This is a genomic window from Streptosporangium sp. NPDC002607, assembly GCF_053592655.1.
This window is the reverse complement of sequence record NZ_JBSFWD010000001.1, coordinates 78,041-102,830: the sequence shown is the minus strand read 5'-3', so window position 1 is coordinate 102,830 and position 24,790 is coordinate 78,041. Positions and strand designations below refer to the sequence as shown.

Annotated in this window: 26 protein-coding genes; 17 read left to right on the top strand and 9 right to left on the bottom strand. The window is 70.5% G+C overall.

Annotation, left to right across the window (positions count from 1 at the left end; translation table 11 throughout):
• Window positions 1–24 precede the first annotated feature (24 nt).
• From ACWD3H_RS00485 to ACWD3H_RS00475, 3 genes are all read right to left on the bottom strand, one after another.
• On the bottom strand, window positions 25–777 hold the full coding sequence (locus ACWD3H_RS00485; protein WP_355550193.1) for a GntR family transcriptional regulator: 753 nt from the start codon (window positions 775–777) through the stop codon (window positions 25–27).
• Between the two features lie 151 nt (window positions 778–928).
• On the bottom strand, window positions 929–1,411 hold the full coding sequence (locus tag ACWD3H_RS00480; RefSeq protein WP_451953512.1) for a VanZ family protein: 483 nt from the start codon (window positions 1,409–1,411) through the stop codon (window positions 929–931).
• A 281-nt stretch (window positions 1,412–1,692) separates the two neighbouring features.
• Window positions 1,693–2,451, bottom strand: a complete 759-nt coding sequence (locus ACWD3H_RS00475) for an IclR family transcriptional regulator (protein ID WP_355550197.1) — start codon at window positions 2,449–2,451, stop codon at window positions 1,693–1,695.
• A gap of 73 nt (window positions 2,452–2,524) precedes the next feature.
• On the opposite strand from ACWD3H_RS00475, the gene ACWD3H_RS00470 reads away from it, so the two are divergent.
• The 9 genes from ACWD3H_RS00470 to kynU all read left to right on the top strand — a co-directional run bounded on the left by ACWD3H_RS00470 (window position 2,525) and on the right by kynU (window position 10,798).
• Window positions 2,525–3,979: a 2-hydroxymuconic semialdehyde dehydrogenase gene (locus ACWD3H_RS00470; protein ID WP_451953511.1), complete on the top strand. Its 1,455-nt coding sequence runs from the start codon at window positions 2,525–2,527 to the stop codon at window positions 3,977–3,979.
• Window positions 3,972–4,769, top strand: a complete 798-nt coding sequence (locus ACWD3H_RS00465) for a 2-keto-4-pentenoate hydratase (RefSeq protein WP_355550202.1) — start codon at window positions 3,972–3,974, stop codon at window positions 4,767–4,769. Before ACWD3H_RS00470 ends, ACWD3H_RS00465 begins: the two co-directional genes overlap by 8 nt.
• The gene (locus ACWD3H_RS00460; protein WP_355550204.1) at window positions 4,766–5,704 is read left to right on the top strand and encodes an acetaldehyde dehydrogenase (acetylating); all 939 of its coding nucleotides are present in this window, start codon (window positions 4,766–4,768) and stop codon (window positions 5,702–5,704) included. Before ACWD3H_RS00465 ends, ACWD3H_RS00460 begins: the two co-directional genes overlap by 4 nt.
• Window positions 5,701–6,714 carry a 4-hydroxy-2-oxovalerate aldolase gene (dmpG, locus tag ACWD3H_RS00455; protein ID WP_350925675.1) on the top strand — a complete coding sequence of 338 codons (1,014 nt, stop codon included), beginning with the start codon at window positions 5,701–5,703 and terminating at the stop codon, window positions 6,712–6,714. The genes ACWD3H_RS00460 and dmpG overlap by 4 nt, the downstream gene beginning before the upstream one ends.
• On the top strand, window positions 6,711–7,484 hold the full coding sequence (locus ACWD3H_RS00450; protein WP_355617215.1) for a 2-keto-4-pentenoate hydratase: 774 nt from the start codon (window positions 6,711–6,713) through the stop codon (window positions 7,482–7,484). The genes dmpG and ACWD3H_RS00450 overlap by 4 nt, the downstream gene beginning before the upstream one ends.
• 44 nt (window positions 7,485–7,528) lie before the next feature.
• Window positions 7,529–7,951: a RidA family protein gene (locus tag ACWD3H_RS00445; protein ID WP_350925679.1), complete on the top strand. Its 423-nt coding sequence runs from the start codon at window positions 7,529–7,531 to the stop codon at window positions 7,949–7,951.
• On the top strand, window positions 7,948–8,463 hold the full coding sequence (locus tag ACWD3H_RS00440) for a 3-hydroxyanthranilate 3,4-dioxygenase (protein ID WP_350925681.1): 516 nt from the start codon (window positions 7,948–7,950) through the stop codon (window positions 8,461–8,463). Before ACWD3H_RS00445 ends, ACWD3H_RS00440 begins: the two co-directional genes overlap by 4 nt.
• Window positions 8,464–8,466: 3 nt before the next feature.
• On the top strand, window positions 8,467–9,438 hold the full coding sequence (locus ACWD3H_RS00435) for an amidohydrolase family protein (RefSeq protein ID WP_355617211.1): 972 nt from the start codon (window positions 8,467–8,469) through the stop codon (window positions 9,436–9,438).
• Between the two features lie 127 nt (window positions 9,439–9,565).
• Window positions 9,566–10,798, top strand: a complete 1,233-nt coding sequence (gene kynU, locus ACWD3H_RS00430) for a kynureninase (RefSeq protein WP_451953510.1) — start codon at window positions 9,566–9,568, stop codon at window positions 10,796–10,798.
• A gap of 26 nt (window positions 10,799–10,824) precedes the next feature.
• Here kynU and ACWD3H_RS00425 read toward each other — a convergent pair whose 3' ends face one another.
• Window positions 10,825–11,013: a hypothetical protein gene (locus ACWD3H_RS00425; RefSeq protein WP_451953509.1), complete on the bottom strand. Its 189-nt coding sequence runs from the start codon at window positions 11,011–11,013 to the stop codon at window positions 10,825–10,827.
• On the opposite strand from ACWD3H_RS00425, the gene ACWD3H_RS00420 reads away from it, so the two are divergent.
• The gene (locus ACWD3H_RS00420) at window positions 11,012–11,683 is read left to right on the top strand and encodes a hypothetical protein (RefSeq protein WP_451953508.1); all 672 of its coding nucleotides are present in this window, start codon (window positions 11,012–11,014) and stop codon (window positions 11,681–11,683) included. The two genes, ACWD3H_RS00425 and ACWD3H_RS00420, sit on opposite strands and share 2 nt — an antisense overlap.
• A gap of 267 nt (window positions 11,684–11,950) precedes the next feature.
• On the opposite strand, the gene ACWD3H_RS00415 is transcribed toward ACWD3H_RS00420, so the two are convergent.
• From ACWD3H_RS00415 to ACWD3H_RS00405, 3 genes are read right to left on the bottom strand one after another with little or no spacing between them, the layout of a single operon-like run.
• Entirely contained in the window at window positions 11,951–13,555 is a 1,605-nt protein-coding gene (locus tag ACWD3H_RS00415) for a CocE/NonD family hydrolase (RefSeq protein WP_451953507.1), read from the bottom strand.
• A 9-nt stretch (window positions 13,556–13,564) separates the two neighbouring features.
• On the bottom strand, window positions 13,565–14,014 hold the full coding sequence (locus ACWD3H_RS00410) for a DUF3237 domain-containing protein (protein WP_355550222.1): 450 nt from the start codon (window positions 14,012–14,014) through the stop codon (window positions 13,565–13,567).
• Window positions 14,011–15,240 carry a flavin-dependent oxidoreductase gene (locus ACWD3H_RS00405; RefSeq protein WP_451953506.1) on the bottom strand — a complete coding sequence of 410 codons (1,230 nt, stop codon included), beginning with the start codon at window positions 15,238–15,240 and terminating at the stop codon, window positions 14,011–14,013. The genes ACWD3H_RS00410 and ACWD3H_RS00405 overlap by 4 nt, the downstream gene beginning before the upstream one ends.
• A 72-nt stretch (window positions 15,241–15,312) precedes the next feature.
• On the opposite strand from ACWD3H_RS00405, the gene ACWD3H_RS00400 reads away from it, so the two are divergent.
• Window positions 15,313–15,816 carry a MarR family winged helix-turn-helix transcriptional regulator gene (locus ACWD3H_RS00400; RefSeq protein ID WP_355615576.1) on the top strand — a complete coding sequence of 168 codons (504 nt, stop codon included), beginning with the start codon at window positions 15,313–15,315 and terminating at the stop codon, window positions 15,814–15,816.
• A gap of 81 nt (window positions 15,817–15,897) precedes the next feature.
• On the opposite strand, the gene ACWD3H_RS00395 is transcribed toward ACWD3H_RS00400, so the two are convergent.
• Window positions 15,898–17,631 carry a pyruvate dehydrogenase gene (locus ACWD3H_RS00395; RefSeq protein WP_355550228.1) on the bottom strand — a complete coding sequence of 578 codons (1,734 nt, stop codon included), beginning with the start codon at window positions 17,629–17,631 and terminating at the stop codon, window positions 15,898–15,900.
• Between the two features lie 268 nt (window positions 17,632–17,899).
• Between ACWD3H_RS00395 and ACWD3H_RS00390 the strand changes: the two genes are divergently transcribed.
• The 6 genes from ACWD3H_RS00390 (at window position 17,900) to ACWD3H_RS00365 (ending at window position 23,955) form a co-directional block, all read left to right on the top strand.
• Entirely contained in the window at window positions 17,900–18,712 is an 813-nt protein-coding gene (locus tag ACWD3H_RS00390; RefSeq protein ID WP_451953505.1) for a class I SAM-dependent methyltransferase, read from the top strand.
• A 152-nt stretch (window positions 18,713–18,864) separates the two neighbouring features.
• Window positions 18,865–19,890 carry a YihY/virulence factor BrkB family protein gene (locus ACWD3H_RS00385; RefSeq protein ID WP_355550232.1) on the top strand — a complete coding sequence of 342 codons (1,026 nt, stop codon included), beginning with the start codon at window positions 18,865–18,867 and terminating at the stop codon, window positions 19,888–19,890.
• Window positions 19,891–20,261: 371 nt separating this feature from the next.
• Complete coding sequence (locus ACWD3H_RS00380) at window positions 20,262–22,613, top strand: sensor histidine kinase (RefSeq protein ID WP_451953504.1); 2,352 nt, start codon at window positions 20,262–20,264, stop codon at window positions 22,611–22,613.
• Entirely contained in the window at window positions 22,594–23,019 is a 426-nt protein-coding gene (locus tag ACWD3H_RS00375) for a roadblock/LC7 domain-containing protein (RefSeq protein ID WP_030905472.1), read from the top strand. The genes ACWD3H_RS00380 and ACWD3H_RS00375 overlap by 20 nt, the downstream gene beginning before the upstream one ends.
• A gap of 20 nt (window positions 23,020–23,039) precedes the next feature.
• Complete coding sequence (locus tag ACWD3H_RS00370) at window positions 23,040–23,366, top strand: DUF742 domain-containing protein (protein ID WP_355550238.1); 327 nt, start codon at window positions 23,040–23,042, stop codon at window positions 23,364–23,366.
• Window positions 23,347–23,955: a GTP-binding protein gene (locus tag ACWD3H_RS00365; RefSeq protein ID WP_350959506.1), complete on the top strand. Its 609-nt coding sequence runs from the start codon at window positions 23,347–23,349 to the stop codon at window positions 23,953–23,955. The genes ACWD3H_RS00370 and ACWD3H_RS00365 overlap by 20 nt, the downstream gene beginning before the upstream one ends.
• Before the next feature lie 3 nt (window positions 23,956–23,958).
• On the opposite strand, the gene ACWD3H_RS00360 is transcribed toward ACWD3H_RS00365, so the two are convergent.
• Window positions 23,959–24,669 (bottom strand): TetR/AcrR family transcriptional regulator, encoded by a 711-nt coding sequence (locus ACWD3H_RS00360; RefSeq protein WP_451953503.1) that lies wholly within the window; start codon window positions 24,667–24,669, stop codon window positions 23,959–23,961.
• Window positions 24,670–24,790 lie beyond the last annotated feature (121 nt).

Below are 24,790 nucleotides of genomic sequence, written 5' to 3'. Positions count from 1 at the left end.
TATCGGTTGACGGATGGTCTTGAACTATGAGTCGAAGTCGTACTGAAGTACGTAAGAGGCGGCGTCCAGGACCATCTCGTTGACCTCGACGGCGACGCCGTCGGTGGTGCGGGCGACCCGGGCGATCACGATGACCGGGGTACCGGCGGGCAGGTCGAGCTGGACGGTCTCGTGGGGATGGGGCATGCGGGCGCGGATCTCCTCGGTGAAGTGCGCCGGGGCGTGGCCGAGCTCGCCGAGGCGCGCGTAGACGCCCCCCGGTCCGGTGTCCTCCCTTGTGATCGCGGTCCCCTCCACCAGTTCGGCGGGGAAGTGGGAGACCGACAGTTGCACCGGCCGCCCGTTCACCGAGTAGCGCCGCCTGCGGACCCACACCTCGGGGCTGTCCAGCACTCGTGCCACGGAGTCCTCGGCCCGCTCCCGGTCGATGTCCACCTCGTCCACGGTGTAGGGGCGGCCCTCGGTGTCGGAGTCCCAGATGGCCGCGCCGCGCCCCCATCTGTCACGAGAGAGCCGCCGGGAGCCGTGTCGCCTGATCGGGCGGAACTGCCTGACATACACCCCCGAGCCGCGCTTGGGGACGGCCAGTCCTTCGTTGATTAACACGGAAAGGGCCTGTCTGGCGGTGGCGCGGGCTATGCCGTGCCGTGCCATCAGGGCGTTCTCGCCCGGAAGCCGATCCCCGTCTCGGAGATCGCCGGACAGGATCGCTTCGCGAAGCCCGTCGGCGATGCGCCGATAGATCGGGGGCTCGGGAGGTACCGGGGACTGCTGCACGTTCGATCACCCTCTGTCACCAACCGGGTTTGGCGTCTCCAGAGAACTTGCCCCGTCTTGTCCACGATCGCACAGATACAGGGGTTGGTAACCTGTTTCTTTTGGGAGGTATCGTGCCAGTGTGGCGAGCTTAAGGAGTTTCTCCGGTCCGTTACCGTGGAACGATCCCAGCCGCTATTCGGTCGGCCCACCACCGGCGCGTCACGGTCGCGGCCAGCACGGCACCCGCCGTGTTGACGATCACGTCGTCGACGGAGCTCACCCGCCCCAGGCGCAGGACGTACTGGAGGATCTCCACGGTGAGTGAGGAGCCCGCCGCCACGGCCGCGATCCGGGCGAGCGAGGCGAGGCGCGCCGAGCGCACCGGGAGCATGGCGCCGAGCGCGGCGAAGACCAGAAGGTTCCCGCCGACCTGCACGAACGCCGCCTGTGCCGGCCCGCGGAGGGTCGCCCACAGGTCCACCAGGGGGAGCAGACTGACGTCGGAGTCGCCCGCCCGAGGAGTGAGGATCATCCAGATCCAGGGGGCGGTCCCGGTCACCGCGACCACGTCGGCCAGGGCGGTGCGGACGGGGCAGGGGTGACCCTTGCGGGCGCGGTGGCGGGCCAGCACGTGGATGGCGACAACGGCCACCGGGACCGCGAGGAAAGTCGCTATAACGATATTTCCCCATAGCTGCCATGCCTGGTGCATGAGGCAATGATGCCGGTGCGCGAAGCCCGGCCGGCGGTCCTGTGAGGTTACGAGAAGGTGACCTTCAGGCAAGGGGCGTTCGGGGGCGCCGGACCGGAGTGGATCGGTACGGCGCGGGAGCCGGCGCGTCAGGCCCGGCGTGGGCCGGGGAATTCCGGGAACCGGAACCTCGGGCCGAGCAGTGGCCGGAGTCGAGGCGAGCGGTCGCGGCCGACCCGGGATCAGATGGTTCTGGTCAGGGCGCGGGAGATGCCCAGGGCGGCGGCCTTGACGGCAGGGGCCAGCCGGGTGGGCTGGAAGCGGGCCAGCGGGACCGAGATGGACAGCGCGGCCACGGCCACCCCGTCGCCGAACACCGGGGCCGCGATGCAGGCGCCGCCCAGCTGGGCCTCCTCCCGTTCGTAGGCCAGCCCCGCGGCCTGGATCTGGCCGAGCACCTCCTCCAGGCGCCGGGGGTCGACTATCGAGTGCGGGGTCAGCCGGCGGAGCGGTCGGCCGAGGACCTCGTCGATCAGGTCGGGTCCTGAGTAGGCCAGCAGGGCCTTGCCGATCCCGGTGCAGGTCAGCGGGAGGCGCCCGCCGACGTGCGAGGGCAGCGCGAAGGCCGTCTGGCCACGGATCTTCTCGACGTAGACGACGTCGAGGCCGTCGCGCACGCCCAGGTGGACGGTCTCGTGGGTGGCCTCGTAGAGGTCGTGCATGAAGGGCAGTGCCGCGTGTCTCAGGTCGCGCTCTCCGGGCACGATGCTGCCGAGCTCGAAGAGGCGGCGGCCGAGATAGTAGCCGTCGGGGCGGCGGGTGACCGCGCCGATCGAGGTCAGCTCGGTGAGCAGCCGGAAAGCCGTGGTCTTGGGCAGATGGCAGCGCTCGGCGACGTCGATCAGGCGCAACGGCCCGCCCGTGGGGCGGAACGCGTCAAGCACGAGCCAGGATTTCTCCAGCACGGACAACCGGTCGGGGTTCCGTTTCACGGAACTCATTCTTGCTTATGAACTACCTGGGCCCTATACCCGTATGGAGTGACCCAGCGAAGTACATCCCCGAGGAGAAGTCTTGTCTGACCAGGTGAACCACTTCATCGGTGGGGTGCCGGTCGCCGAGGGCGCGACGTTCGCCACGTACGACCCGGTGACCGGGCTTGTGGTGCGTGAGGTCCGCGAGGCGGACCGGTCCATCGTCGACAGAGCGGTGGCCGCCGCCCGCTCGGCCCTGCCCGCGTGGGCGGCGCTGCCGGTGGCCGAGCGGGCCGCCTGGATGCGCCGCCTCGCCGACGCGATCGAGGAGCGGTTCGAGGATCTGGTGGCCGCGGAGATCGCCGACACCGGCAAGTCGGTCACCCAGACCCGGACCCTGGACATCCCGCGCGGCGCCGCCAACTTCAGGTCGTTCGCCGAGATCGCGGCCCAGCACCCGGAGAACGCGTTCCACCTGACGGACGTGCTGAGCTACACGGTGCGCAAGCCCCTCGGGGTGGTCGCGGTGATCGTGCCGTGGAACCTGCCCTTCCTGCTGGCGACCTGGAAGCTCGGCCCCGCGCTCGTCGCGGGCAACACGGTGGTGGTCAAGCCCTCGGAGCACACGCCCGGCTCGGTCGCGGTGCTCGCGGAGATCGCCGCCTCGATCGGCCTTCCCCCCGGCGTCCTCAACGTCGTGCACGGCTTCGGCGGCGGCTCCACCGGTCAGTTCCTGGTGGAGCACCCGGGTGTGGACGCGGTCACCTTCACCGGTGAGAGCCGCACCGGTTCGACGATCATGAAAGCGGTGGCGGACCGGGTCAAGCCCGTCTCGTTCGAGCTGGGCGGCAAGAACGCGGGGCTGGTCTTCGCCGACGCGGACCTCGACGCGGCGGTCGAGGGGAGCGTGCGGTCGGTCTTCACCAACGGCGGCCAGGTCTGCCTGTGCACCGAGCGGCTGTACGTGGAACGGCCCGTCTTCGAGGAGTTCACCGCGCGGCTGGCCAGGCGCGCGGGGGAGCTGCGGTTCGGCCGCCCTGCCGACCAGGACACCACGATGATGCCGATGATCTCCGCCGAGCACCGGGACAAGGTGCTCTCCTACTACGAGCTGGCCAAGAGCGAGGGCGCCGAGATCCGCGCCGGCGGCGGCGTGCCGCGTTTCGGCGACGACCGCGACGGTGGCTACTACGTCGAGCCGACGGTGCTGACCGGCCTGCCGCACGACTCCAGGGTGAACCGGGAGGAGATCTTCGGCCCGGTCTGCCACGTCGCCCCGTTCGACACCGAGGCCGAGGCGGTCGGACTGGCCAACGACAGCGAGTACGGCCTGGCGGCGACGGTCTGGACCGCCAACCTGAGCAGGGCCCACCGGGTGGCGCAGTCGTTGGAGGCCGGGCTGGTCTGGGTCAACACCTGGTACCTGCGTGACCTGCGAACCCCCTTCGGAGGAGTGAAGCTGTCCGGCATCGGACGCGAGGGCGGCACGCGCTCGCTGGACTTCTACTCCGAACCCACCACGATCACCATCAGGCTGGAGCCGGGAAATGACTGAGTGGAGCGAGGCCGTCGACGTGCACCGGGATGCGGCCGACCGGTTGCTGGAGGCGGCGCGGAGCGGCAAGCCGTGCGCCCCGGTGCGTGAGACGTTGCCCGACCGGAGCGCCGAGACCGGCTACGCCGTACAGGAGATCAACACCAGGCGGGCGCTGGCGGAGGGGCGGCGGCTGGTCGGCAGGAAGATCGGACTGACCTCCCCCGCGGTCCAGCGCCAGCTCGGCGTGGACCGGCCGGACTTCGGGATGCTCTTCGCCGACATGGCCTACCTCGACGGCCTGCCCGTCCCGACCGACCGCTTCCTGCAGCCCAGGGCCGAGGCGGAGGTGGCACTGGTCCTCGGCGCCGACCTGGAGGGCGGCCCCTTCACGGTCGCCGACGTGATCCGGGCGGTCGACTTCGTGCTGCCCGCGATCGAGATCGTGGACAGCCGAGTCGCGGAGTGGGACATCACGCTCGTCGACACGGTCGCCGACAACGCCTCCAGCGGCGCGTTCGTCCTCGGCAACACCCCGGTCGAGCTGCGCGGCCTGGACCTGCGCCTGGCCGGGATGACCATGAGCAAGAACGGCCTGGAGGTCTCCACCGGCGCGGGCGCGGCCTGCCTCGGACACCCGCTCAACGCCGCGGTCTGGCTGGCCGACGCGCTGGGCCGCACGGACTTCCCGCTGCGCGCGGGGGACGTCGTGCTCACCGGCGCGCTCGGCCCGATGGTCGGCGTCGAGTCCGGCGATGTTTTCGAAGCACACATCGAGGGCCTCGGCTCGGTCAGGGCGGTGTTCTCATGAAGATAGCGATCATCGGTTCGGGGAACATCGGCACCGACCTGATGTTCAAGGCACTGCTGTCGAAGAAGGTCGAGGTCTTCGCGATGGCGGGCATCGACCCCGACTCCGACGGCCTGGCCCGCGCCCGCCGTCGCGGGGTCGCCACCACCCACGAGGGCGTCGAGGGCCTGGTCGCGCTGCCCGGGTTCGCCGACGTGGACGTTGTCCTCGACGCGACCTCGGCCGGCGCGCACCGGCACAACGACAAGGTGCTGCGGGCGCACGGCAAGCGGGTCATCGACCTGACCCCCGCCGCCCTCGGCCCCTACGTGGTGCCCCCGGTCAACCTGGAGGCGCACCTCACCGAGCCGAACCTCAACATGGTCACCTGCGGCGGGCAGGCCACGATCCCGATCGTCGCGGCCGTCGCCTCGCAGGTGCCCGTCCGGTACGCGGAGATCGTCGCCTCGATCGCCTCCCGGTCGGCGGGACCCGGCACCCGGGCCAACATCGACGAGTTCACCGAGACGACCTCCCGGGCGATCGAGCAGGTCGGTGGGGCGGCCAAGGGCAAGGCGATCATCGTCCTCAACCCGGCGGAGCCACCGCTGATCATGCGTGACACGGTCTACTGCCTGGTGGACGAGTGTGACGAGCCGGCGGTGGTGGAGGCCGTGCGGGCCATGGTGGAGCGGGTCCGCGACTACGTGCCCGGCTACCGGCTCAAGCAGGACGTGCAGTTCGAGAAGATCCCGGCCGGGGAGCCGCTCCCCGACGGCACCCGTGACGGCGGCGTCAAGGTGACCGTCTTTCTGGAGGTGGAGGGCGCCGCCCACTACCTGCCCGCCTACGCGGGCAACCTCGACATCATGACCTCCGCCGCGCTGCGCACGGCCGAGCGCCTGGCCGAGGACCGTACCGACGACGAAGGCGCGCGCGCGGAGGTGAAGGCGTGAAACTGTACGTTCAGGACGTGACGCTGCGGGACGGCATGCACGCCATCCGGCACCGTTACACCGTCGCCCAGGCCGCCGAGATCGCCGCGGCCCTCGACGCCGCCGGGGTGGCGGCGATCGAGATCGCGCACGGCGACGGCCTCTCCGGGGGCAGCTTCAACTACGGCGTGGGCGCGCACACCGACGACGAGTGGATCGAGGCGGTCGCCGGGGCCGTGAGCCGGGCGAGGCTGACCACCCTGCTGCTGCCCGGCATCGGCACCATCGACGACCTCAAGCGCGCCCACGCGCTCGGCGTCACCTCGGTCAGGGTCGCCACCCACTGCACCGAGGCCGACATCTCCGCCCAGCACATCGCCACCGCGCGCGAGCTCGGCATGGACGTGTCCGGATTTTTGATGATGTCGCATATGGCGGAGACCGAGGAGCTGGCCAGGCAGGCCAAGCTCATGGAGTCGTACGGCGCGCAGTGCGTCTACGTGACCGACTCCGGTGGCCGGTTGACCATGGACGGGGTCAGGGAGCGGATCCGGGCCTACCGCTCGGTGCTCGACGAGGGCACCGAGATCGGCATCCACGCCCACCACAACCTGGGGCTGGGCGTGGCCAACTCGGTGGTCGCGGTGGAGAACGGCACCTACCGGGTGGACGCCTCCCTGGCCGGGATGGGCGCGGGTGCGGGCAACTGCCCGATCGAGGTGTTCGTCGCGGTGGCCGACCTGATGGGCTGGGACCACGGCTGTGACCTGAACGCCCTGATGGACGCGGCGGACAACCTGGTCAGGCCGCTGCAGGACCGGCCGGTCCGGGTGGACAGGGAGACGTTGACGCTTGGCTACGCCGGTGTCTACTCCAGTTTCCTGCGGCACGCCGAGGCGGCCTCGGCGCGGTACGGGGTCGACACCCGGACCATCCTGACCGAGGTGGGTCGCCGCCGGATGGTGGGCGGTCAGGAGGACATGATCGTGGACATCGCGCTGGACCTCGCACGTTCGGGAGAGCAGTCATGACCGACATCCACAAGCTCGCCGCGGTCCTGGACGAGGCCATCCGTACCGGTCGCGCGGTGCCCAGGCCCGAGCAGGACTACGGCGTGGCCGACGCCTACCGGGTGCAGGAGGAGCTGATCCGGCTCCGTCTTTCGCGGGGGGACCGGCTGGCCGGGGTGAAACTGGGCTTCACCAGCGAGGGCAAGCGCCGCCAGATGGGCGTGCACGACATCATCTTCGGCCGGGTGCCGGAGTCGTCGGTCATCGGTGACGGCTCGTACGCGGACGTGTCCGGCTACATCCACCCGAGGGCGGAGCCGGAGGTCGTCTACCTCATCGGGCGGCGCATCGCGTCGCCGGCCGACGCGTTCGCACCGGACGCCGTCGCGGCCGTCGCCCCCGGTATCGAGGTCATCGACTCGCGCTACGAGGACTTCAGGTTCTCGCTGCCCGACGTGATCGCCGACAACACCTCGGCCGCCGGATACGCCGTCGGCCAGTGGCAGCCCTACGACCCGTCCCGGTGGAACCTGGGCGTCGTGCTGGAGATCGACGGGCGCGTGGTCCAGGTCGGGTCGACCGGCGCCATCCTGGGCGACCCGCGCCGGGCCCTCGCGGAGGCCGCACGCCTGGCCGGACAGATCGGGATGGTCCTGGAGCCGGGGTGGATCCTGCTCGCCGGTGCCGCCACCCCCGCCGAGCCGCTCGCGCCGGGCGCGCGGGTGCGGGCCGAGATCCAGCACCTGGGATCGGTGTCGTTCACCGCGTCCGCGCCCGAAGAGAAGTCCTGAAGGGGCGCCGGGATGTCGTCGGCGCCCGCGGGAGAGGAGAGAGCATGAGTGACGGGCTCGTCGTCACCGGGAAGGCCACCCCCAGGGGAAGGTTTCCGCACGTCAAGCGGGCGGGTGACTTCCTGTACGTGTCCGGGACCAGTTCGCGCAGGCCGGACAACACGATCGTCGGCGCCGAGGCCGACGAGTTCGGCACGGTCACGCTCGACATCGCCGAGCAGACCCGGGCGGTGATAGAGAACATCAAAGACATCCTCCGGGCGGCCGGAGCCGATCTGCGCGATCTCGTGCAGGTCACCACCTACCTGGTGAACATCAACGACTTCGGCGGGTACAACGCGGTCTACGCGGAGTACTTCGACGAGGCCGGACCGACCCGCACTACAGTGGCCGTTCACCAGTTGCCGCATCCGCATCTGCTCATCGAAATTCAGGCCGTGGCCTACCGACCGGAGGGGCGCCCGTGATCCCACCCATCGACTTCACCAAGTGGATCGACGAGCACGCCCACCTGCTCAAGCCGCCGGTGGGCAACAAGATGGTCTTCGAGGGCTCCAGTGACTTCATCGTCATGGTCGTCGGCGGGCCGAACGCGCGGACCGATTTCCACATCGACCCGTACGAGGAGCTCTTCTACCAGATCCGCGGCAACATGCACGTCAACCTCATGACCCCCGAAGGACCGCAGACCGTGCACGTGCGCGAGGGGCAGATGTGGCTGCTCCCGCCGAACACGCCGCACTCGCCGCAGCGCCCCGAGGAGGGTTCCGTCGGCCTGGTGGTGGAGCGGATCAGGCCGGAGGGCGTGCTGGAGAGGTTCCTCTGGTACTGCCCGGAGTGCAGCGCCGTGGTCCACGAGGTGGAGCTTCAGGTCCGCGACATCGTGACCGACCTGCCGCCGATCTTCCAGGCGTTCTACGCCGACGAGAAGGCGCGCACCTGCGGGAACTGCGGCGCCGTCCACCCCGGCAAGGGATAGCCGTTGATCATTGATGTGCACACCCACCACGTCCCCAGGGGCTGGCCGGATCTCGGCTGGCCGGGGGCGCCACGGCTCCGGGTCGACTCCGAGCGGGAGGCCGTGATCCTGCTCGGGGACCGGGAGTTCCGCCGGATCGCCGACGACTGCTGGAACCCCTCGGTCCGCCTGGAGCGGATGGACGCCGACGGGGTGGACGTCCAGGTCGTCTCGCCGACGCCGGTCTTCTTCTGCTACGAGCGCCCGGCGGCGGAGGCGGTACGGGTCGCGAAGATCTTCAACGACCTGGCGCTGGAGATCTGCGCCTCCGAACGGCTGGTGCCGTTCTGCCAGGTGCCGCTCCAGGACCCCGACCTGGCCTGTGCCGAGTTGGACCGGTGCATGGCCGCCGGGCACGCGGGCGTCGAGATCGGCAACCACGTCGGTGACCGTGACCTCGACGACGAGGGAGTCGTCCAGTTCCTCCAGCACTGCGCCGCCGTGGGCGCGCCCGTCTTCGTGCACCCCTGGGACATGGCGGGTGGGCCCCGGCTGGAGCGCTGGATGGCGCAGTGGCTGGTCGGCATGCCCGCGGAGACGCACCTGTCGGTGCTCGCCCTGATCCTGGGCGGTGTCCTCGATCGGGTGCCGGACACGCTGCGCCTCTGCTTCGCGCACGGCGGCGGCTCGTTCGCCTTCTGGCTCGGCCGGTTCGAGAACGCCTGGCACCGCCGGGGTGACCTCGTCGGGGTCTCCGAGTTCCCGCCGTCGCACTACCTCGACCGGTTCAGCGTGGACTCGGTGGTCTTCGACGAGCGGGCGCTGCGGCTGCTGGTCGACACGATGGGAGAGGACCGGGTCATGCTCGGCTCCGACTTCCCCTACCCGCTGGGCGAGTCGCCGGTGGGCTCGCTGATCCGAGGGGCGGGGTTCCTCTCCGAGGACGCCCGCGCCAAGCTGCTCGGCGGCAACGCCACCCGGTTCCTGGGCCGCTGACCCGGCGGCGAGCCGGGGAGCCCGGGTGTGGCGGGACCGGTCTCGGTCCCGCCACGCCCGGGGTGCCACCTGATCCGCTGTGACGGCATGATGGAAGGGTTGCCAGCACCTACCCCGGAGATGACTCGTGGCCATCAGCCGTGCGGAGTGCGTCGCGCTCGACGCCGCCGATCCCCTCAAGCGGATCAGGGACGAGTTCGTCCTGCCCGACGGGACGATCTACCTGGTCGGCAACTCGCTCGGCGCTCCGCCGAAGGCCGCCGCGGCCGCGGTCACGCGGACCGTGGAGCAGGAGTGGGGCGGCCGGCTGGTCGGCGCCTGGAACGTCTCCGGCTGGTACGACCTGCCGCTGACCACCGGTGACAGGATCGCCCCGCTGATCGGCGCGGGCCCCGGCCAGGTGGCGGTGGGCGAGAGCACCTCGATCGCCATCGTCAAGGCCGTGTCCGCCGCTCTGGGCCTGCGGCCGGAGCGCCGGGTCGTCGTCTCGGACCTGGCCAACTTCCCCACCGACCGTTACGTGGTCCAGGGGCTGGCGGAGGCGCTGGGCGGCTACGAGATCCGCGACGTCACCGGCCTTGACGACCTCTCCGGCGCTCTCTCCGAGGACGTCGCGTGCGTGCTGCTGTCGGAGGTGGACTACCGGACCGGTGCCCGTCACGACACGGCGGCGGTCACCGCGCTGGTCCAGGCGGCGGGCGCGCTGATGATCTGGGACCTGTGCCACAGCGCCGGCGCGTACCAGGTGGACGTCTCGGCGGCCGACTTCGCGGTCGGCTGCACCTACAAGTACCTGAACGGCGGTCCGGGGTCCCCGGCCTTCGTCTACGTCCACCCGGACCACCAGGCAGCGGGGCGGCACATGCTGACCGGCTGGCACAGTCACGCGGAGCCGTTCGCGTTCGAGCCGGACTTCCGTCCCGCCGACGGCATCCGGCGCTTCACCGTGAGCACCCCGCACGTGGTGTCCTACGCCCCGCTCAACGCCTCGCTCGACATCTGGGAGCGCGTCGACCTGGCCGCCGTGCGGGCCAAGAGTGTGGCACTGACCTCGCTCTTCATCGAGCTCGTCGAGGAGTTCTGCGCGCCGTACGGGCTGAGGCTCCTCTCGCCCAGGGATCCGGAGCGGCGGGGCAGCCAGGTCAGTTTCAGCCACCCGGACGGCTATCCGGTCATGCGTGCCCTGATCGACCGCGGCGTCCACGGTGACTTCCGCGCCCCCGACGTCCTCAGGTTCGGCTTCGCGCCGCTCTACATCCGTTTCGTGGACGTCCACGACGCGGCCGTGACCCTGGCCGAGGTGCTGGAGAAGGAGAGCTGGCGCGACGACCGCTACAGCGGGCGCCTCGCCGTCACCTGAGCAGCCGCCCCTCGGCGGGGGGATGCTCAGCGGTTGCCCGGCTTGCGTCCCCTGAACATCGGGCGCCTGGTCTCCCAGTATCTCCAGCCCTCCACCCGTGCGGGGATGTTGGCCATGCCGGCGGTGACCTTGCGTACGCGGCAGTTGTAGACCCGGCGCCACGCCGTGAAACTCACCCGGTATCCGAAGACGCGGTACCACAGGTTTCCGTACATGCCGTCGCTGATTTCCCGCGTGTATTCGTGTCCGGTCTCGATGATGTACTCGTCCGCGAGCAGCGGGCTCACAAAGTTTCGCAGCTGGCGGATCAGTTTGCCTGTTTCGATCTCGCTGATCTTTTCTCTTTCTAGTTCCATCTCGGCGTACACGCGGTGTTGCCGGGTGACCGACGCCGCCATTGTGCCGCCGGGACCGTCGATGAATCGGGTACGGGGAATGAAGAAATTCTTTGGCCTGAAGGAATGGAATCTGAAGAAGGACCTCGGCCTGCACTTCCTGCGTGCCTGTTCCGCGAGCGAAGGGCGGGAGTTGCCGGAACCGGCGGTGGCGAGGGGCTCGGTGCTGACCGAGGCGATGGGTGAGGTCGGGTTGGGCGGCGGCTCGACGAGCGCGGACGAGATGGTGGACGAGGTGGTGATCGAAGAGGGCTCAGCGTCGGCCGAGGTGCTGGTCGAGGTGCTGGTCGAGGTGCTGGTCGAGGCGGCGGGCGGGGAGGTGGGCGAGGTCGGGGCGGGGGGTGGGACGTTGGGCGCGGACGCGGCCGCGGGTGTGGAAACGGTGACGGCGAGGGCCACGGAGAGGGAACCGGCCAAGGACAATACGGCCGTCCCTTTCATCGACCGACGTCCCTTGTGCCGGTTGCGTGGAACCATCGGGTTTGTTTGAGGTTCGGGGGTGGACACGGAGACCTCACTCCCTTCCACACGCGATCCACGATCGATCCGCTGGTCGGAATGTGGCCTCTGCCGTTATATGGAACCACTCAGCGCGACAGTGACGATGCTTACAGCCGGGATTCGCCGCCACACGGTGCCACGCCGACCCCCACCCCACCGAACAGGGAAAGAACGAGTGAAAAGGCGTCCATGCCGCCCGCCCGAGTGCCGCCCCGTTTTTCCGCGCTCCCGTTTCCCGGCGCCTTCGTGACGGGCCTCAGCGGGGAACGATCGGCAAGGTGATGAAGGAGTCGGGGAAGACGGTCTGGTGCTGGACGACGAACTCGTCCAGCGCCGATTCCGCGGAGGTGCGGCCGTTGCCGGGGTTGAGGTCGAACCGCGGGAAGTTGGAGCTGGAGATCTCCACGCGGATGCGGTGCCCGGCTTTGAAGACCTGGCTGGTGGCCACCAGGCTGATCACGAACTCGGCGGGGCTGTCCGGCTCGGTGCGGGCCCTGAGGATGCCGTCGATCACGCTCATCGCGCGGCCGTCGGGGTGGACGTCGACCAGCTTGGCCGTCCAGTCGGTGCTGACCGCCGAGGTCGCCGCCCGCAGCGTGACCTGGAGCGGGCCGGTCACCTCGATGTCCGATTCGAGGACGTCGGTGGTGAAGCAGAGCACGTCGTGCCGGAGCTCCACCTCGCGCTGGTCCTGCGGACCGACATTGGTGGCGTCGGCGAGCAGTAGCGGGCCTCCCACGGTGGGAACCGGATCACGGGGATCGAACACGAACGTGGCGGGGGCGGTCCTCGCGGGGGCGTCGGTCGACAGGCTGCCGTCGGAGCGCAGGTGGTAGCGGGTGTCGACGGCGCGGGCCGGCGGCCAGGCCTCCTCGTCCCGCCACACGTTGTCACCCATCACGAAGATTCGCACGGCCGGACCGTGGTCCACGCCGCGCAGGAACTCCAGCTGCCGGCTCTCCAGCCGGGCCGCCGCCGCCGAGGCGGCGAAGCCGAAGTCGAGGGCACCGGTGCCCGCCGTGCCGGGACCGTGTGACCAGGGCCCGATGATCAGCGGACCACCCAGGCGGCGGTGGTTCTCCAGGGTGCCGGCGAGGAACAGGTCGAACCAGCCGGCCGTGTGCATGACCGGCACCTCGATCCGGTCGTGCCGCAGCGTCTCGGCCAGGCCCTCCCAGTAGGCGTCCCGCCTCGGGTGCGAGGTCCACTCCTGCCACCACGGGATGGCCGGTATGTCGCGGAGCGGGAGTGTCCGCGCGGCCCGCGCGGGATCGCCGATGACGGGCCGCAGCGCGCCGAACCCGGCCCCCACGTCCTCGCCCGCCGCCATCCTGTGCATCAGGTCGAGCATCGACTGCATCGATCCCCAGTTCAGCGCCGAACCCAGGGCGAACGCCCCGCCGTGGTACTTCAGCCCGTCGTAGAAGTCGTGCGGCGTCATGGACGCGACCACGGCCTTCAGCCCCGGCGGGCGCGTCGCCGCGGCCTGGAGCGCGCATCCGGCGAGGTACGACATCCCGGACGCCACGACCTCGCCGTTCGACCACGGCTGGGCGGTGATCCACTCGATGGTGTCGTAGCCGTCCGTCCCCTCGTCCAGCCAGGGCCGGAACGTGCCGTCACTGCTGCCGCGCCCCCGGCAGTGCTGGAGCACCACCGCGAACCCGGCCTCCAGCGCGGGGATCGTCGGCGTCATCCGGAACGAGCCCTCGCCGTACGGGGAGCGGACCAGCATGGTCGGGAACGGCCCGCCGGAGGCGGGGCGGTAGACGTCGCCGCGCAGGATCGTGCCGTCGCGCATGGGGACGGGGGTGTCGTGCTCGGCGGCGAGGGGGAGCGCTGCGCGGTCGAGTTTCGCCATGGGGGCTCCTCAGGTCAGGGTGTAGGCGTCGTAGCGGACGGCATCGGCGGTGCGGGACGCCGAGGCCACGGCCAGGGTGCGGTTGAGCCACAGGTAACGTTCGTCGCCGGTCTCGAAGCGGCAGAACAGCCGGAAGTAGTACTCGCCAGGGTCGACGGGCTCGCCCCGAGACAGGCGCTCCAGGACGGGGGGAGGGCCGTGCCGCACCCCGCTGGTGGAGATGAACAGGTGCGCGCCGTCGTGGGTGCGCAGCGTGTAGCGGGTGTCGATGCTGGCCATGCCGTCGGCGTGCAGGACCTGCCAGTCGGCGCCGCCGGGCAGCACGGTCCCGGAGAGGCGCGGCCCCTCGAACGACCCGCCCACGATGTTGATCACCCGGCGCCTGCCCCACTGGGAGTCGCCGAGGTCGAGGATCGGGTCGAGTTCCACGTGAAACACGGCGAGCGGTTCGAGGTTCACCGCGTCACGCTCCAGGACGGGCGCTCGTTCAGTGACACCGGGTCGAAGCCCGCCGTGCGCTTGTACGACGCGGCGATCTCGGTCCGCTCGGCGAGGGGGACGACCCGCTCGATGTCGTCGAACCCGTCCGGGGCACGCTCGTGGGCGAGCCTCATCACCACCTCGGGGCCCATCTGCCGGTTGGACAGCTGCAGCGCGGTGGTCACCGGGCGGCGGGCCGCCTCGTAGGCGGCGAGGTCGCCGTGCGCGAGGGAGTGGGCGAGCACCCGGGCATCGATGATCGCCTGGGAGGCGCCGTTGGAGCCGATCGGGTACATGGCGTGGGCGGCGTCGCCCAGCAGGGTCACGTTGCCCGACGTCCAGTACGGCAGCGGGTCGCGGTCGACCATCGGGTACTCGTACGCCGCCTCGGCACCGGAGATGATCCCGGGCACGTCCAGCCAGTCGAACCGCCAGTCCGCGAAGTGCTCGACGATCCGCTGGGGATCCGCCGGGCGGTTCCAGTCGCCCCGGGCCGGGGCCTCGCCGTCCAGCGGGCGTTCGGCGATCCAGTTGATCAGTGTCCGTTCGCCCGTCTCGATCGGATAGGCCACGAACTTCCGCGTGCCGTCCCCGGCCATGATCATGGATCGCCCGGTCAGGAACGGCTCGCCGTAGGTCGTGCCGCGCCACAGGACCAGCCCGTTCCAGGGCGGTGGTCCCTCGCCGGGGAACAGGTGCGCCCGGACCGCCGAGTGGATGCCGTCCGCTCCGACCAGCAGGTCGTCCGCCTCGATCCGCAGGTCGCCCGTCCCGATCCGCAGGCCGTCCGCGCCGGACCCGGGGTGCGGGCCGGTGGAGACGACGCGGCTGCCGGTCCGCACGGCCTGCGCGCCGAGGCGCTCGATCACGGCCTCCAGCAGGAGCATCTGCAGACGTCCGCGGTGGATCGAGTACTGCGGCCAGCCGTATCCCGCGCCCAGGCCCCTGGGCTCCGACCAGATCGGCGTGCCGTACCGGTTGAAGTAGGCCAGCTCCCCGGTGGCCACCCCGAGCTCGGCCAGCCGCTCCGCGAGGCCGAGCTCGGTGAGCTCGCGCACGGCGTGCGGCAGCAGGTTGATGCCCACGCCCAGCGGGCGGATCTCCCCGGCGGCCTCGCACACGACCACGTCCTCGAAGCCGGCGGCGTGCAGGCTGAGCGCTGTCGCCAGCCCGCCGATGCCGCCTCCGGCGATGACCACCCGCACAGGCGCCTCCCGTAGATTGTTATGGCCGTAACAATATTCACGACGGACCTCTCGTTGCGCAAGACTTGACCGATGGACAGAGCAGACCTCCGGTACGCCGCCTACGCGCGTGAGCGCCTGGCGGCCATGCCGCCCCCGGCCGACGCCGAGGCCTTCGCGCTGGCCTACAACCTGCTCCAGCTGGCCTACCTGCTCGTCACGGACCTGGAGACGCGCATCCACCGCCCGCGAGGCTGGACCCTTCCCGGCTTCCGCCTGATGTTCAAACTCTGGCTGCTCGGCCCCACCCAGCCCGCCAGGCTCGCGGAGATCTCCGCCACGTCCCGCTCCGCGGTGACCAACGCGGTCAACACCCTTGAGCGGGACGGCCTGGTCGAGCGCCGCCCGCTCCCCGAGGACAGGCGGGCCGTGGTGGTCGGCCTCACCCCGGCGGGCGAGGCGGCGGTCCGTGAGATCTTCGCCGAGCAGACGAGCAGGGAACAGGAGTGGTTCTCCTGTCTGCGGGCCGATGAGCGCGAGAACCTCACGGACCTTCTCGGCCGGGTCCTCGCCGCCCGGCCGGGGGACGCCCCCTGACCAGAGCCGGCTGAGCAGAGTCGACACGGGCCGGCTCGGGTGCCAGAGGCCGCTCGGTCCACAGGGCGGGCACCGTCCGGCTCAGGGGCGCGGGATGCTCCGCAGATTCGCCTTCGCCATGTCGACCATGCGCCCGACCCCGCCGGTGAGCACGATCTTGCCCGCGGCCAGGGCGAACCCCTTCACCTGCTCGGGGGTGATGCGCGGTGGCATGGCCAGCACGTCGGGGTCGGTGACCACGTCCAGCAGGAAGGGCCCGGGGGTCGCGAAGGCGCGGGCCAGGGCCTCCCGTACGTCCGCGGGGTTCTCCACCCGCAACGATTCGATGCCGGCCGCGGCGGCGATCGCCGCGTAGTCGACGGGAGCGTGGTCGGTGCCGAAGTCGGGCAACCCGTCCACCATCATCTCCAGCTTCACCATGCCGAGCGAGGAGTTGTTGAACACCACCGTCTTCACCGGCAGGTCGTGCAGCCGGACCGTGAGCAGCTCCCCGAGGAGCATGCCGAGCCCGCCGTCCCCCGACAGCGAGACGACCTGCCGCCGGCGGTCGGTGAACTGGGCGCCGATGGCGTGCGGGAGCGCGTTGGCCATGCTCCCGTGCGCGAACGAGCCGATGATGCGGCGGCGGCCGTTGGGACTGAGATAGCGGGCGGCCCAGACGTTGCACATCCCGGTGTCCACCGTGAACACCGCGTCGTCGTCGGCGAGCTCGTCCATCAGGTTCGCGACGTACTCGGGGTGGATCGGGCGGTGGTGCTCGATGTCGCGCGTGTACGCCGCCACCACGTTCTCCAGCGCCTTCAGATGCCTGGCCAGCATCCTGTCGAGCTGGCGGCGGTCCGTCTTCTGCGTGACGTGCGGCAGCACCGCGCGGATCGTCGCGCCGACATCGCCGTGTACGGCCAGCTCCAGCGGGGTCCTGCGGCCCAGCCGTGCCGGGTCGTGGTCGATCTGGACCGTGCGCGCCCCCGGCAGGAAGTCGTCGTAGGGGAAGTCGGTCCCCGCCAGTACCACCAGGTCCGCCTCGCGCATCGCGTCGTAGCAGGCGCCGTAGCCGAGCAGCCCGCTCATCCCCACGTCGTAGGGGTTGTCGTACTGGATCCATTCCTTGCCGCGCAGCGCGTGCCCGACCGGTGCCAGGGTGCGCCCGGCCAGCCCCATGACCTCCTCGCGGGCGTGGCGCGTCCCGGCGCCGCAGAACAGCATCACCTTCTCGGCGCGGTTCAGCGCCTCGGCCAGCTCGGCCACCTGGTCGGCGGGCGGCACGACGGTGCCGGTCCGGGTCAGGAAGTCGTGCTCACCGGTGGCGCGGGCGGTGGACATGCTCGCCACGTCACCGGGGAGCACCACCACCGAGACGCCGCCGAGGCCGATCGCCTGCTGTACCGCGATGCGCAGCACCCGGGGCATCTGCTCGGGCGTGCCGACCATGTCGCAGAAGTGGCTGCACTCCACGAAGAGACGCCCCGGATGGGTCTCCTGGAAGAAGCCGGTGCCGATCTGAGTGGAGGGGATGTGCGAGGCCAGCGCGAGCACGGGGGCGCCGCTTCGGTGGGCGTCGTAGAGCCCCTGGATCAGGTGGGTGTTGCCGGGGCCGCAGCTGCCCGCGCAGGCCGCCAGGCGCCCGGTGATCTGCGCCTCGGCCGCGGCGGCGAACGCCCCCGCCTCCTCGTTGCGTACGTGGACCCACTCGATGTGGCCGGACTTCCTGACCGCGTCGACCACCGGGTTCAGGCTGTCGCCCACCACCCCGTAGATCCTTTCCACCCCGGCCTGGCGGAGAACCTCGATGAACTGCTCGGCGACGGTCGCCATGGTGCCCCCTCGTGTATGGCGTCACCGGTGTACCTCACCGCATTTCGCCGCGTCACTCCCCGGGGAGGCGTTCGACCGGCCGCACGGTGTGTCGCTCGGCGGCGGGACCGCTGTTTGCTTACCGAGCAAAAGGCTTATGTTCGGACATGATGTGGCGTGGGGGATACGTTCTTTAGGGAGAGGGGATACGTCCCGCCGAAAGCCTGTCACTTTCCGTGGTGCGCCGCTTACCATGCGACGGAGGTCACCCACTCTCGGAAGGCTCTACATGACCGGGCAGAACTCCGCGACCGCGTCTGACTACGTGTTCGACAACGACGGGGATCACTCGTCCGACCAGCACCGCTACCTCGCCCAGCTCCTTGACCCGCTGACCTTCGAGCGCCTCGCCCTGACCGGCGTCGGAGCCGGCTGGAACTGCCTGGAGGTCGGGGCCGGCGGGGGCAGCGTGGCGCTCTGGCTGGCCGAGCGGGTGGCGCCCGACGGGCGCGTGCTGGCGACCGACATCAAACCCGGCCTGATCCCGTCCAGGCCGGGGCTGACCGTCGTCCGCCACGACGTCGTCGCCGACCCGCTGCCGGTGGACGCGTTCGACCTGATCCACGCCCGGCTCGTGCTCAGCCACCTGCCCCAGCGCCGCCAGGTGCTGCGGCGCCTGCGCACCGCGCTGCGGCCCGGCGGCTGGCTGCAGATCGACGAGATCGACATCACCCGCTGGGTGGCGCCGCCCACCCCCGGCGGGCGGGAGGGAGAGCTGTACGGGGCCTACATCGCCGCGATGACCCGGGTGCTGGGCGCCGCGGGCAGCGATCCGACCTGGGGTGGTTCCGCCGCGCGGGAGATGGCCGGGGCGGGCCTGGTCGATGTCGACCCGGTGCGCTGGACCGAGGTGTGGGAGCGCGGCTCCGCCGGGCTCGGTCTCCTGATCAGCAACAGTCACCACCTGGAGGAGCGCCTGGTGGAGGCGGGGATGACCGCACGGCAACTCCGGGAGGTCCGCGAGGTCATGTCGGCCCCGGGGTTCAGCGCGCCCTCCTTCGAGATCCACTCGATCCTCGCCCGCAGGGCCTGCGACGGCTGAGGGCGAGACGGGCGCGTCCTGCCGAGCCGGAGAACCGCCCTCGGCCCGGCAGGACGAGACCGGTTCCCGGAAAGGAGGATCCGGGAGGTGGGCCCGGAGATGACATGATCGGGAGAGGGCTAGGCGGGCGGGCCGGGGGTAGAGGCCGTGGCATGACGGTCACGGGCTTCACCGCGCGGATCTCCGAGGCGTGGAAGCGTGCCCGCCACCGCCATGGCTGGCTGGATCACCTGGTGCGCGCCGGGGTGCGCTACGACGAGGTGGACGCCGGACGGCTGTCGGCGGCGCTCACCTACTACTCGTTCTTCGCCGTGTTCGCGCTGGGGCTGCTCGGGTTCGCCATCATCGGCCAGGTCCTCGACGACCCGGAGGTGGTGCACACGGTGCAGGGCTACCTCTCGGAGAACTTCCCCCGGCTGGACGTGCAGGCGCTGCAGGACGCCAGGAGCACGGCCGGCGCGATCGCCTTCGTCGGCCTGCCCATCACCGGCCTGTTCTGGATGGACGCCCTGCGCTCGGCGATCAGGGCCACCTGGCGGATCGAGGAGTATCCGGGCCGCCTCGTGGTGCGCCAGATCATCGACCTGGGAGTGATGGCGGGCCTCGGGCTGCTGCTGTCGGCCTCGCTCGCGGTGGCCTTCGTCGCGGAGACGGTGCTGAACTGGATGTTCCTGCACACGGTGGGCGTCGACGACACGCTGTCGCGATGGCTGCTGTCGGCCGCCGCGTTCGTGCTCGGCCTGGCCGTCAACACCCTGCTGGCGGTCGCCCTGCTCTGCGGCCCGCCTCGGCTGAGACTGCCGCCGAGCCGGGTTCTCGGGCCCGCGCTGCTCATCACCGCCGGCCTGGAGGCACTCAAGTCCCTGGGGCAGTTCTATCTGGAGCTGACGGTGGGCAACCCCGCCTACCAGGTGGTCGCCGGAGCCGTCGGGATGCTGGTCTTCCTCAAGATCCTCAACCAGCTGATCCTCTTCGCGGCGGCGCTCACCGCCACCGGCACCACGGGCACCGTGGTCGACCTGGCCGCCCGCCGCGCCCGCTCCGAGGCGGCGCGTGAGGGCTTCTCGCCGGACGCCCCGCGGAGCCGGGCGGATGATTCCCCGGAGCCGGCTCCGGCCACTCCCCACGACGGCCCGCAAGGCGCCGGGCACCTCGGCACGCGGGATCCGGCCGTCTGATTTTCGGGTGTTCACCGACGTCACGCTCGGTGACCGGGCGTCGGGGGCGATGCCCTGCCACCGGGTGCTCGGGCGTCGGCGGGCGGTAACGGAATGCTCTCGATCCGTGGCGGCGGAGACGGCGGTTTCGCGCGCCCGCACCCACGCTGAGCTGCATGATCGTCTGGAGCCCCGGCCCTCGCAGCTGAGCAGTCTCGTGACCTGCCGCGAACATTGAGATTCAATCTTCGCTCTGCGGCTTGAAGCTACATATGTCCCATGGGCATAGTGTTTCGAATCACACACGCACCAGTCGCGGCGTGCGACCGCGGGGCTCTTTCGAGCCCGGCGGCTGTCGGCCATGCGCAGGAACCGCGGATTGGACAAGAAGAATGAGTTCCCCTCCTCCGATCCGCTCGAAGATCCTCAAGATTCTCGTCATTCCTGTGCTCTCGCTGATCGCCCTCTGGGGGGTCATCGCCTACACGGCGGTCTCACAGATCGCCGGTATCTCCCAGACGAAGACCCGCTGGGAGGTGACCGGGGTACCGATCCGGGACATGATCGTCGAGATCCAGCGGGAGCGTCAGCTCTCCGCGGACGCGGCCGAGGCCACCGCACAGAGCAAGCCGCTCGCCGAGCAACGGCGGGCCACCAACGTGACGGTGGACCAGGTACGCCGGGCGATCTCGTCCGCCCAGGGCTACGAGCCGGAGAACGCCCCGACCGACATGCGGATCCTGCAGTCGGCCATGGACGGCCTCGTCCTGGTGCGCGCCTCCGCCGACAACGGCTCGATGACCCCGATCCAGGTGACCGACGCCTACAACGCGTTCATCAACGCCGCCAACAAGCAGTTCGGCGACTCGACGGCGCTCGCCGACGTGTCGTCCTTCCGCGTCCTCCGCGGCATGACCGCCTACAGCACCACCGCCGAGTACCTGGGCAGGGAACAGGCCGTACTCGCCCCGGTGCTGAAGCGCGGCGGGATGACGCACGCCGAGCAGGTGGCCTTCGTCTCGGCGGCGATCAGCCGAAGGAACTTCCTGGCCAACGCCGAGGCGGACATGGGTCCCGAACTGCAGGCACGCTACCGGCAGGTCGCCGGGGACGCCGTCCACCAGCGGCTGCTGGCCGCCGAGAACAAGATCTTCGCGTGGGACCTCACGGGGAAGCCGCCGCTGGACGCCGCCGAGTGGAAGCGGGACTCCGGGACGGTGCTGAACACGGTCATCCAGCAAACCCAGGAGGAACTGGTCCGCGCCACGATCAAGGGCGACGAACTCAGGAGTTCGGCGTTCCTGCGCATCGGGCTGGTCCTGGGCCTGGGCCTGCTCGCGATCATCGTCTCGATCGTGTTCTCCTACCGGTTCGGCCGCTCCCTGGTCGATGAGCTGAAGCGACTGCAGGCCTCGGCCGTGGAGCTGGCGGAAGAGCGGCTGCCGCGACTGGTCGAGCGGCTGCGCAGGGGCGAGGACGTGGACCCGGCGACCGAGGCTCCCGAATTGGATCGCGCCAACACCGCCGAGGTCGACCGGGTCGTGCACGCGTTCTCCGCGGTGCAGCGCACCGCGGTGGAGGCCGCGGTCGGCCAGGCCACCCTCCGCAAGGGCGTCAGCCAGGTCTTCCTGAACCTCGCCTGGCGCAACCAGGCGCTGCTCCACCGCCAGCTCACGCTCCTGGACACGATGGAGCGCCGCGTCGAGGAGCCGGAGACCCTGGAGGATCTCTTCAAGCTCGACCACCTGACCACCCGCATGCGGCGGCACGCGGAGAACCTGATCATCCTGTCCGAGGCGGCCCCCGCCCGCAGATGGCGCGACCCGGTGCCGATCTTCGACGTGGTGCGCAGCGCCGTGCTCGAGGTCGAGGACTACACCCGCGTCACGGTCCTGCCCATGCCGCAGGCGCCGCTGCTGGTGGGCGCCGCGGTCACCGACGTGATCCACCTGATCGCCGAGCTGGTGGAGAACGCCACGGTCTTCTCGCCGCCGAACACGGTGGTCCACGTACGGAGCATGGTGGCGGCCAACGGCTTCGCGCTGGAGGTCGAGGACCGGGGTCTGGGGCTGAACCAGGCCACCCTCGACGAGCTCAACGCCAAGCTCGCCGACCCGCCGGAGTTCGACCTGGCCGACAGCGACCGGCTCGGCCTGTTCGTCGTCGCCAGGCTCGCGGCCCGGCACGGGATCAAGGTCGTGCTGCGGCCCTCGCCGTACGACGGCACCACCGCGATCGTGCTGCTGCCGCAGAGTCTCCTCGCCACCTGCGAGGCACTGACCGCCGAGGACGTCCCCCGGGTACACCGGGTGGGCTCCCATCCGGGCGGGCCGGTGCGGGCGCTGGCCGCGGCCCCTGAGGTGCTGCCCGGGGCGTTCTACAGTTCGCAGGACCTGCCGGTGGCGCGCACTCCCGAGCCCTCGCCGGGTTGGTTCCCCGCGCCACAGCAGCGGCAGGAGACCCCGGCCCCCTCGATGCCCGTGCGGCGGGCGGTGTCCGTACCGGACATCGACGAGGACCTGGACGGGTTGCCGGTGCGGGTGCGGCAGGCCAGCCTGGCCCCCCAGCTCCGCCAGACGCGCTCACCGGCGCGGCGCGACGTTCCCGCGCGTACTCCCGAGGAGCTCTCAAACCTCATGTCGTCCATGCAACGAGGCTGGCAGCAGGGTCGCAGCCAGACCGAGCAGGACCAGGACGTGTGGAAGCGAAAGGATGGCCACTCCGATGCCCGACCCCAGATCTGAACTGAGCTGGCTGCTCGACGACCTGACCCAGCGGGTCCCCGGTATCCGGCACGCGATCGTGCTGTCCGCCGACGGCCTGGCGATGGGCGGCTCCCGGGAGCTGACCCGGGAGGACGCCGAGCACCTGTCCGCCATCTCCGCCGGGAGTCACAGCCTCGCGCTGGGCACCGGGCGGCACTTCGGCCTCGGCGGTGTGCGGCAGACCATCATCGAGATGGAGGGGGGCTTCCTGTTCGTCACCGCGGCGGGGCAGGGAGCCCGGTTGGCCGTGCTGGCCGCGGGCGATGCCGAACTCGGCATGGTGACCTACGAGATGGCGCTGTTGGTCAAGCGCGTCGGCGAGCACCTGTCCTCACAGCCGAGGGGAGCTGCCCCGGCGCCCGCCTGGAACGGTGCGAGATCGTGACGGGAGAGGATCCCGGGCCCTTGGTCAGGCTCTTCGGGGTGACCGGCGGTCGGGCGCGCCCGATCGGGGAGAGCTTCGACCTGGTGGCCATCGTCACGACCGTCGACATACCCTTCGAGCCGGTCGGGTTGATGCCCGAGCATCTCGACGTGCTGTCGGCGTGCCGCCGGCCCACCCCCGTGGCGGACGTGGCGGCGCACCTCAAGCTGCCGCTCAACATCACCCGCGTACTCCTCAGCGAACTGCGCCGCGAGGGCCTGGTCACCATCGACAAGCCCCGGCCGATGGGGAAGACGATCGACGAACGCATCTACAGGGAAGTGCTGCATGGAATACGCGGCCTCTGAGCCGGGCATGAGCCCGGTCGACAGCCCGGCGATGGCCATCAAGATCCTTGTCGCCGGTGGTTTCGGGGTCGGCAAGACGACCATGGTCGGTACGATCAGCGAGATCAGGCCCCTGCACACCGAGGAACTGCTGAGCGAGCGCGGTGTCGGCGTGGACGACGTCGCGGGTGTCGAGTCGAAGATCACCACGACCGTGGCGCTGGACTTCGGCCGGATCACCATCCGTGACGGGCTCTGGCTCTACCTGTTCGGCACTCCGGGCCAGGACAGGTTCTGGTTCATGTGGGACGAGCTCTCCGTCGGCGCGCTCGGCGCGGTCGTGCTCGCCGACACCCGTCGTCTGCAGGACTGCTTCCCCGCCGTGGACTACTTCGAGCAGCGCGGGCTTCCGTTCGTGGTGGCGGTCAACTGCTTCGACGGCGCGCGGCGGCACGACCCGATCAAGATACGGAGGGCGCTGGGGCTGGACGGGGTGGCCCCGATCATCCTCTGTGACGTGCGCAGGCGCGAGTCGGTCAAGGAGGTGCTGACCACGCTGGTCACCTACTCGGCGGGAGGCGCCTTCCAGGCGGCTCACGCGGGCGCCTGACGGTCACCGTTCGCCTTCGAGGCGGCCGGGGTCCGGTTCACGGCGCTCCGCGCCCCGCAGCCTGTCGCGTTCTCCCAGCAGGCGAGCGGTCTCTGCGGAGACCTCGGTGGCCAGCACGGCCGACACGACGTCGATCAGGTGGCTGGTGAAGAGCCGGTCGTCCTTGCCCTCGGGGCCCGCGGCGCGGCGGGCGAGCTCCACGTAGGTCACCCGGATGGCCATGAAACGCTGGTGCAGCCGGCGCAGCGCGACCTCGGAGAGCAGCGGGGCCACCAGCTCGCGCCACCGGTTGATGCTCTGCTGAGGATCGGCCTGCATGCTCCGCAGGGCGGGGAGGTCGCCGCGCTGGACGAGCTGCTCCATGATCCGTAGATATGACCGGCCGCCGTCGGGGTCGGCCAGCTTGGCGGCCATCGGCCGCACCAGCGCGGCGGCGAGGGCGCGGCGGGCCTCGGCCTCCGGAAGGCTCCCCCTGGACTCGTACTCGTCGAGCAGCTGGTGGCGGCGGGCCTCGATCTCGGGATGGTGCTTGGCGAGCACCGCGTTCAGCAGTCCCGTCCGATCCCCGAAGTGGTACTGGAGCGCCGTCGAGTTGCGTTGCCCGGCGGCATTGTTGATCTCGCGGAGTGACACGCCGTCGATTCCCCGCTCGGCGAACAGCCGCTCGGCCGCCGCCACCAGGCGCCTGCCGGTCGCTTCCGGGTTAGGGGGCATGCGCGCTCCTGCCTTGCCGGTGGATCTGTCGATCGTTAAGGTAATAATGCATCTGTCTGAAATCATCAAGCAGTCGCCTCAAAGCGGCGACACACGGCAAGGATAGAAGGCGTTCCCTTCT

Excerpts from the sequence above, each read along its gene's own strand:
- ACWD3H_RS00415 (WP_451953507.1), bottom strand. The coding sequence starts at position 13,555 with ATGGCGAAACTCGACCGCGCAGCGCTCCCCCTCGCCGCCGAGCACGAC.
- ACWD3H_RS00460 (WP_355550204.1), top strand. The coding sequence starts at position 4,766 with ATGAAGATAGCGATCATCGGTTCGGGGAACATCGGCACCGACCTGATG.
- ACWD3H_RS00375 (WP_030905472.1), top strand. The coding sequence starts at position 22,594 with ATGCCCGACCCCAGATCTGAACTGAGCTGGCTGCTCGACGACCTGACC.
- ACWD3H_RS00380 (WP_451953504.1), top strand. The coding sequence starts at position 20,262 with ATGAGTTCCCCTCCTCCGATCCGCTCGAAGATCCTCAAGATTCTCGTC.
- ACWD3H_RS00395 (WP_355550228.1), bottom strand. The coding sequence starts at position 17,631 with ATGGCGACCGTCGCCGAGCAGTTCATCGAGGTTCTCCGCCAGGCCGGG.
- ACWD3H_RS00475 (WP_355550197.1), bottom strand. The coding sequence starts at position 2,451 with ATGAGTTCCGTGAAACGGAACCCCGACCGGTTGTCCGTGCTGGAGAAA.
- ACWD3H_RS00365 (WP_350959506.1), top strand. The coding sequence starts at position 23,347 with ATGGAATACGCGGCCTCTGAGCCGGGCATGAGCCCGGTCGACAGCCCG.
- ACWD3H_RS00400 (WP_355615576.1), top strand. The coding sequence starts at position 15,313 with ATGGACAGAGCAGACCTCCGGTACGCCGCCTACGCGCGTGAGCGCCTG.
- ACWD3H_RS00465 (WP_355550202.1), top strand. The coding sequence starts at position 3,972 with ATGACTGAGTGGAGCGAGGCCGTCGACGTGCACCGGGATGCGGCCGAC.
- ACWD3H_RS00450 (WP_355617215.1), top strand. The coding sequence starts at position 6,711 with ATGACCGACATCCACAAGCTCGCCGCGGTCCTGGACGAGGCCATCCGT.
- ACWD3H_RS00385 (WP_355550232.1), top strand. The coding sequence starts at position 18,865 with ATGACGGTCACGGGCTTCACCGCGCGGATCTCCGAGGCGTGGAAGCGT.
- ACWD3H_RS00420 (WP_451953508.1), top strand. The coding sequence starts at position 11,012 with ATGCCGTCGCTGATTTCCCGCGTGTATTCGTGTCCGGTCTCGATGATG.
- ACWD3H_RS00445 (WP_350925679.1), top strand. The coding sequence starts at position 7,529 with ATGAGTGACGGGCTCGTCGTCACCGGGAAGGCCACCCCCAGGGGAAGG.
- ACWD3H_RS00425 (WP_451953509.1), bottom strand. The coding sequence starts at position 11,013 with ATGTACGGAAACCTGTGGTACCGCGTCTTCGGATACCGGGTGAGTTTC.
- ACWD3H_RS00360 (WP_451953503.1), bottom strand. The coding sequence starts at position 24,669 with ATGCCCCCTAACCCGGAAGCGACCGGCAGGCGCCTGGTGGCGGCGGCC.
- ACWD3H_RS00390 (WP_451953505.1), top strand. The coding sequence starts at position 17,900 with ATGACCGGGCAGAACTCCGCGACCGCGTCTGACTACGTGTTCGACAAC.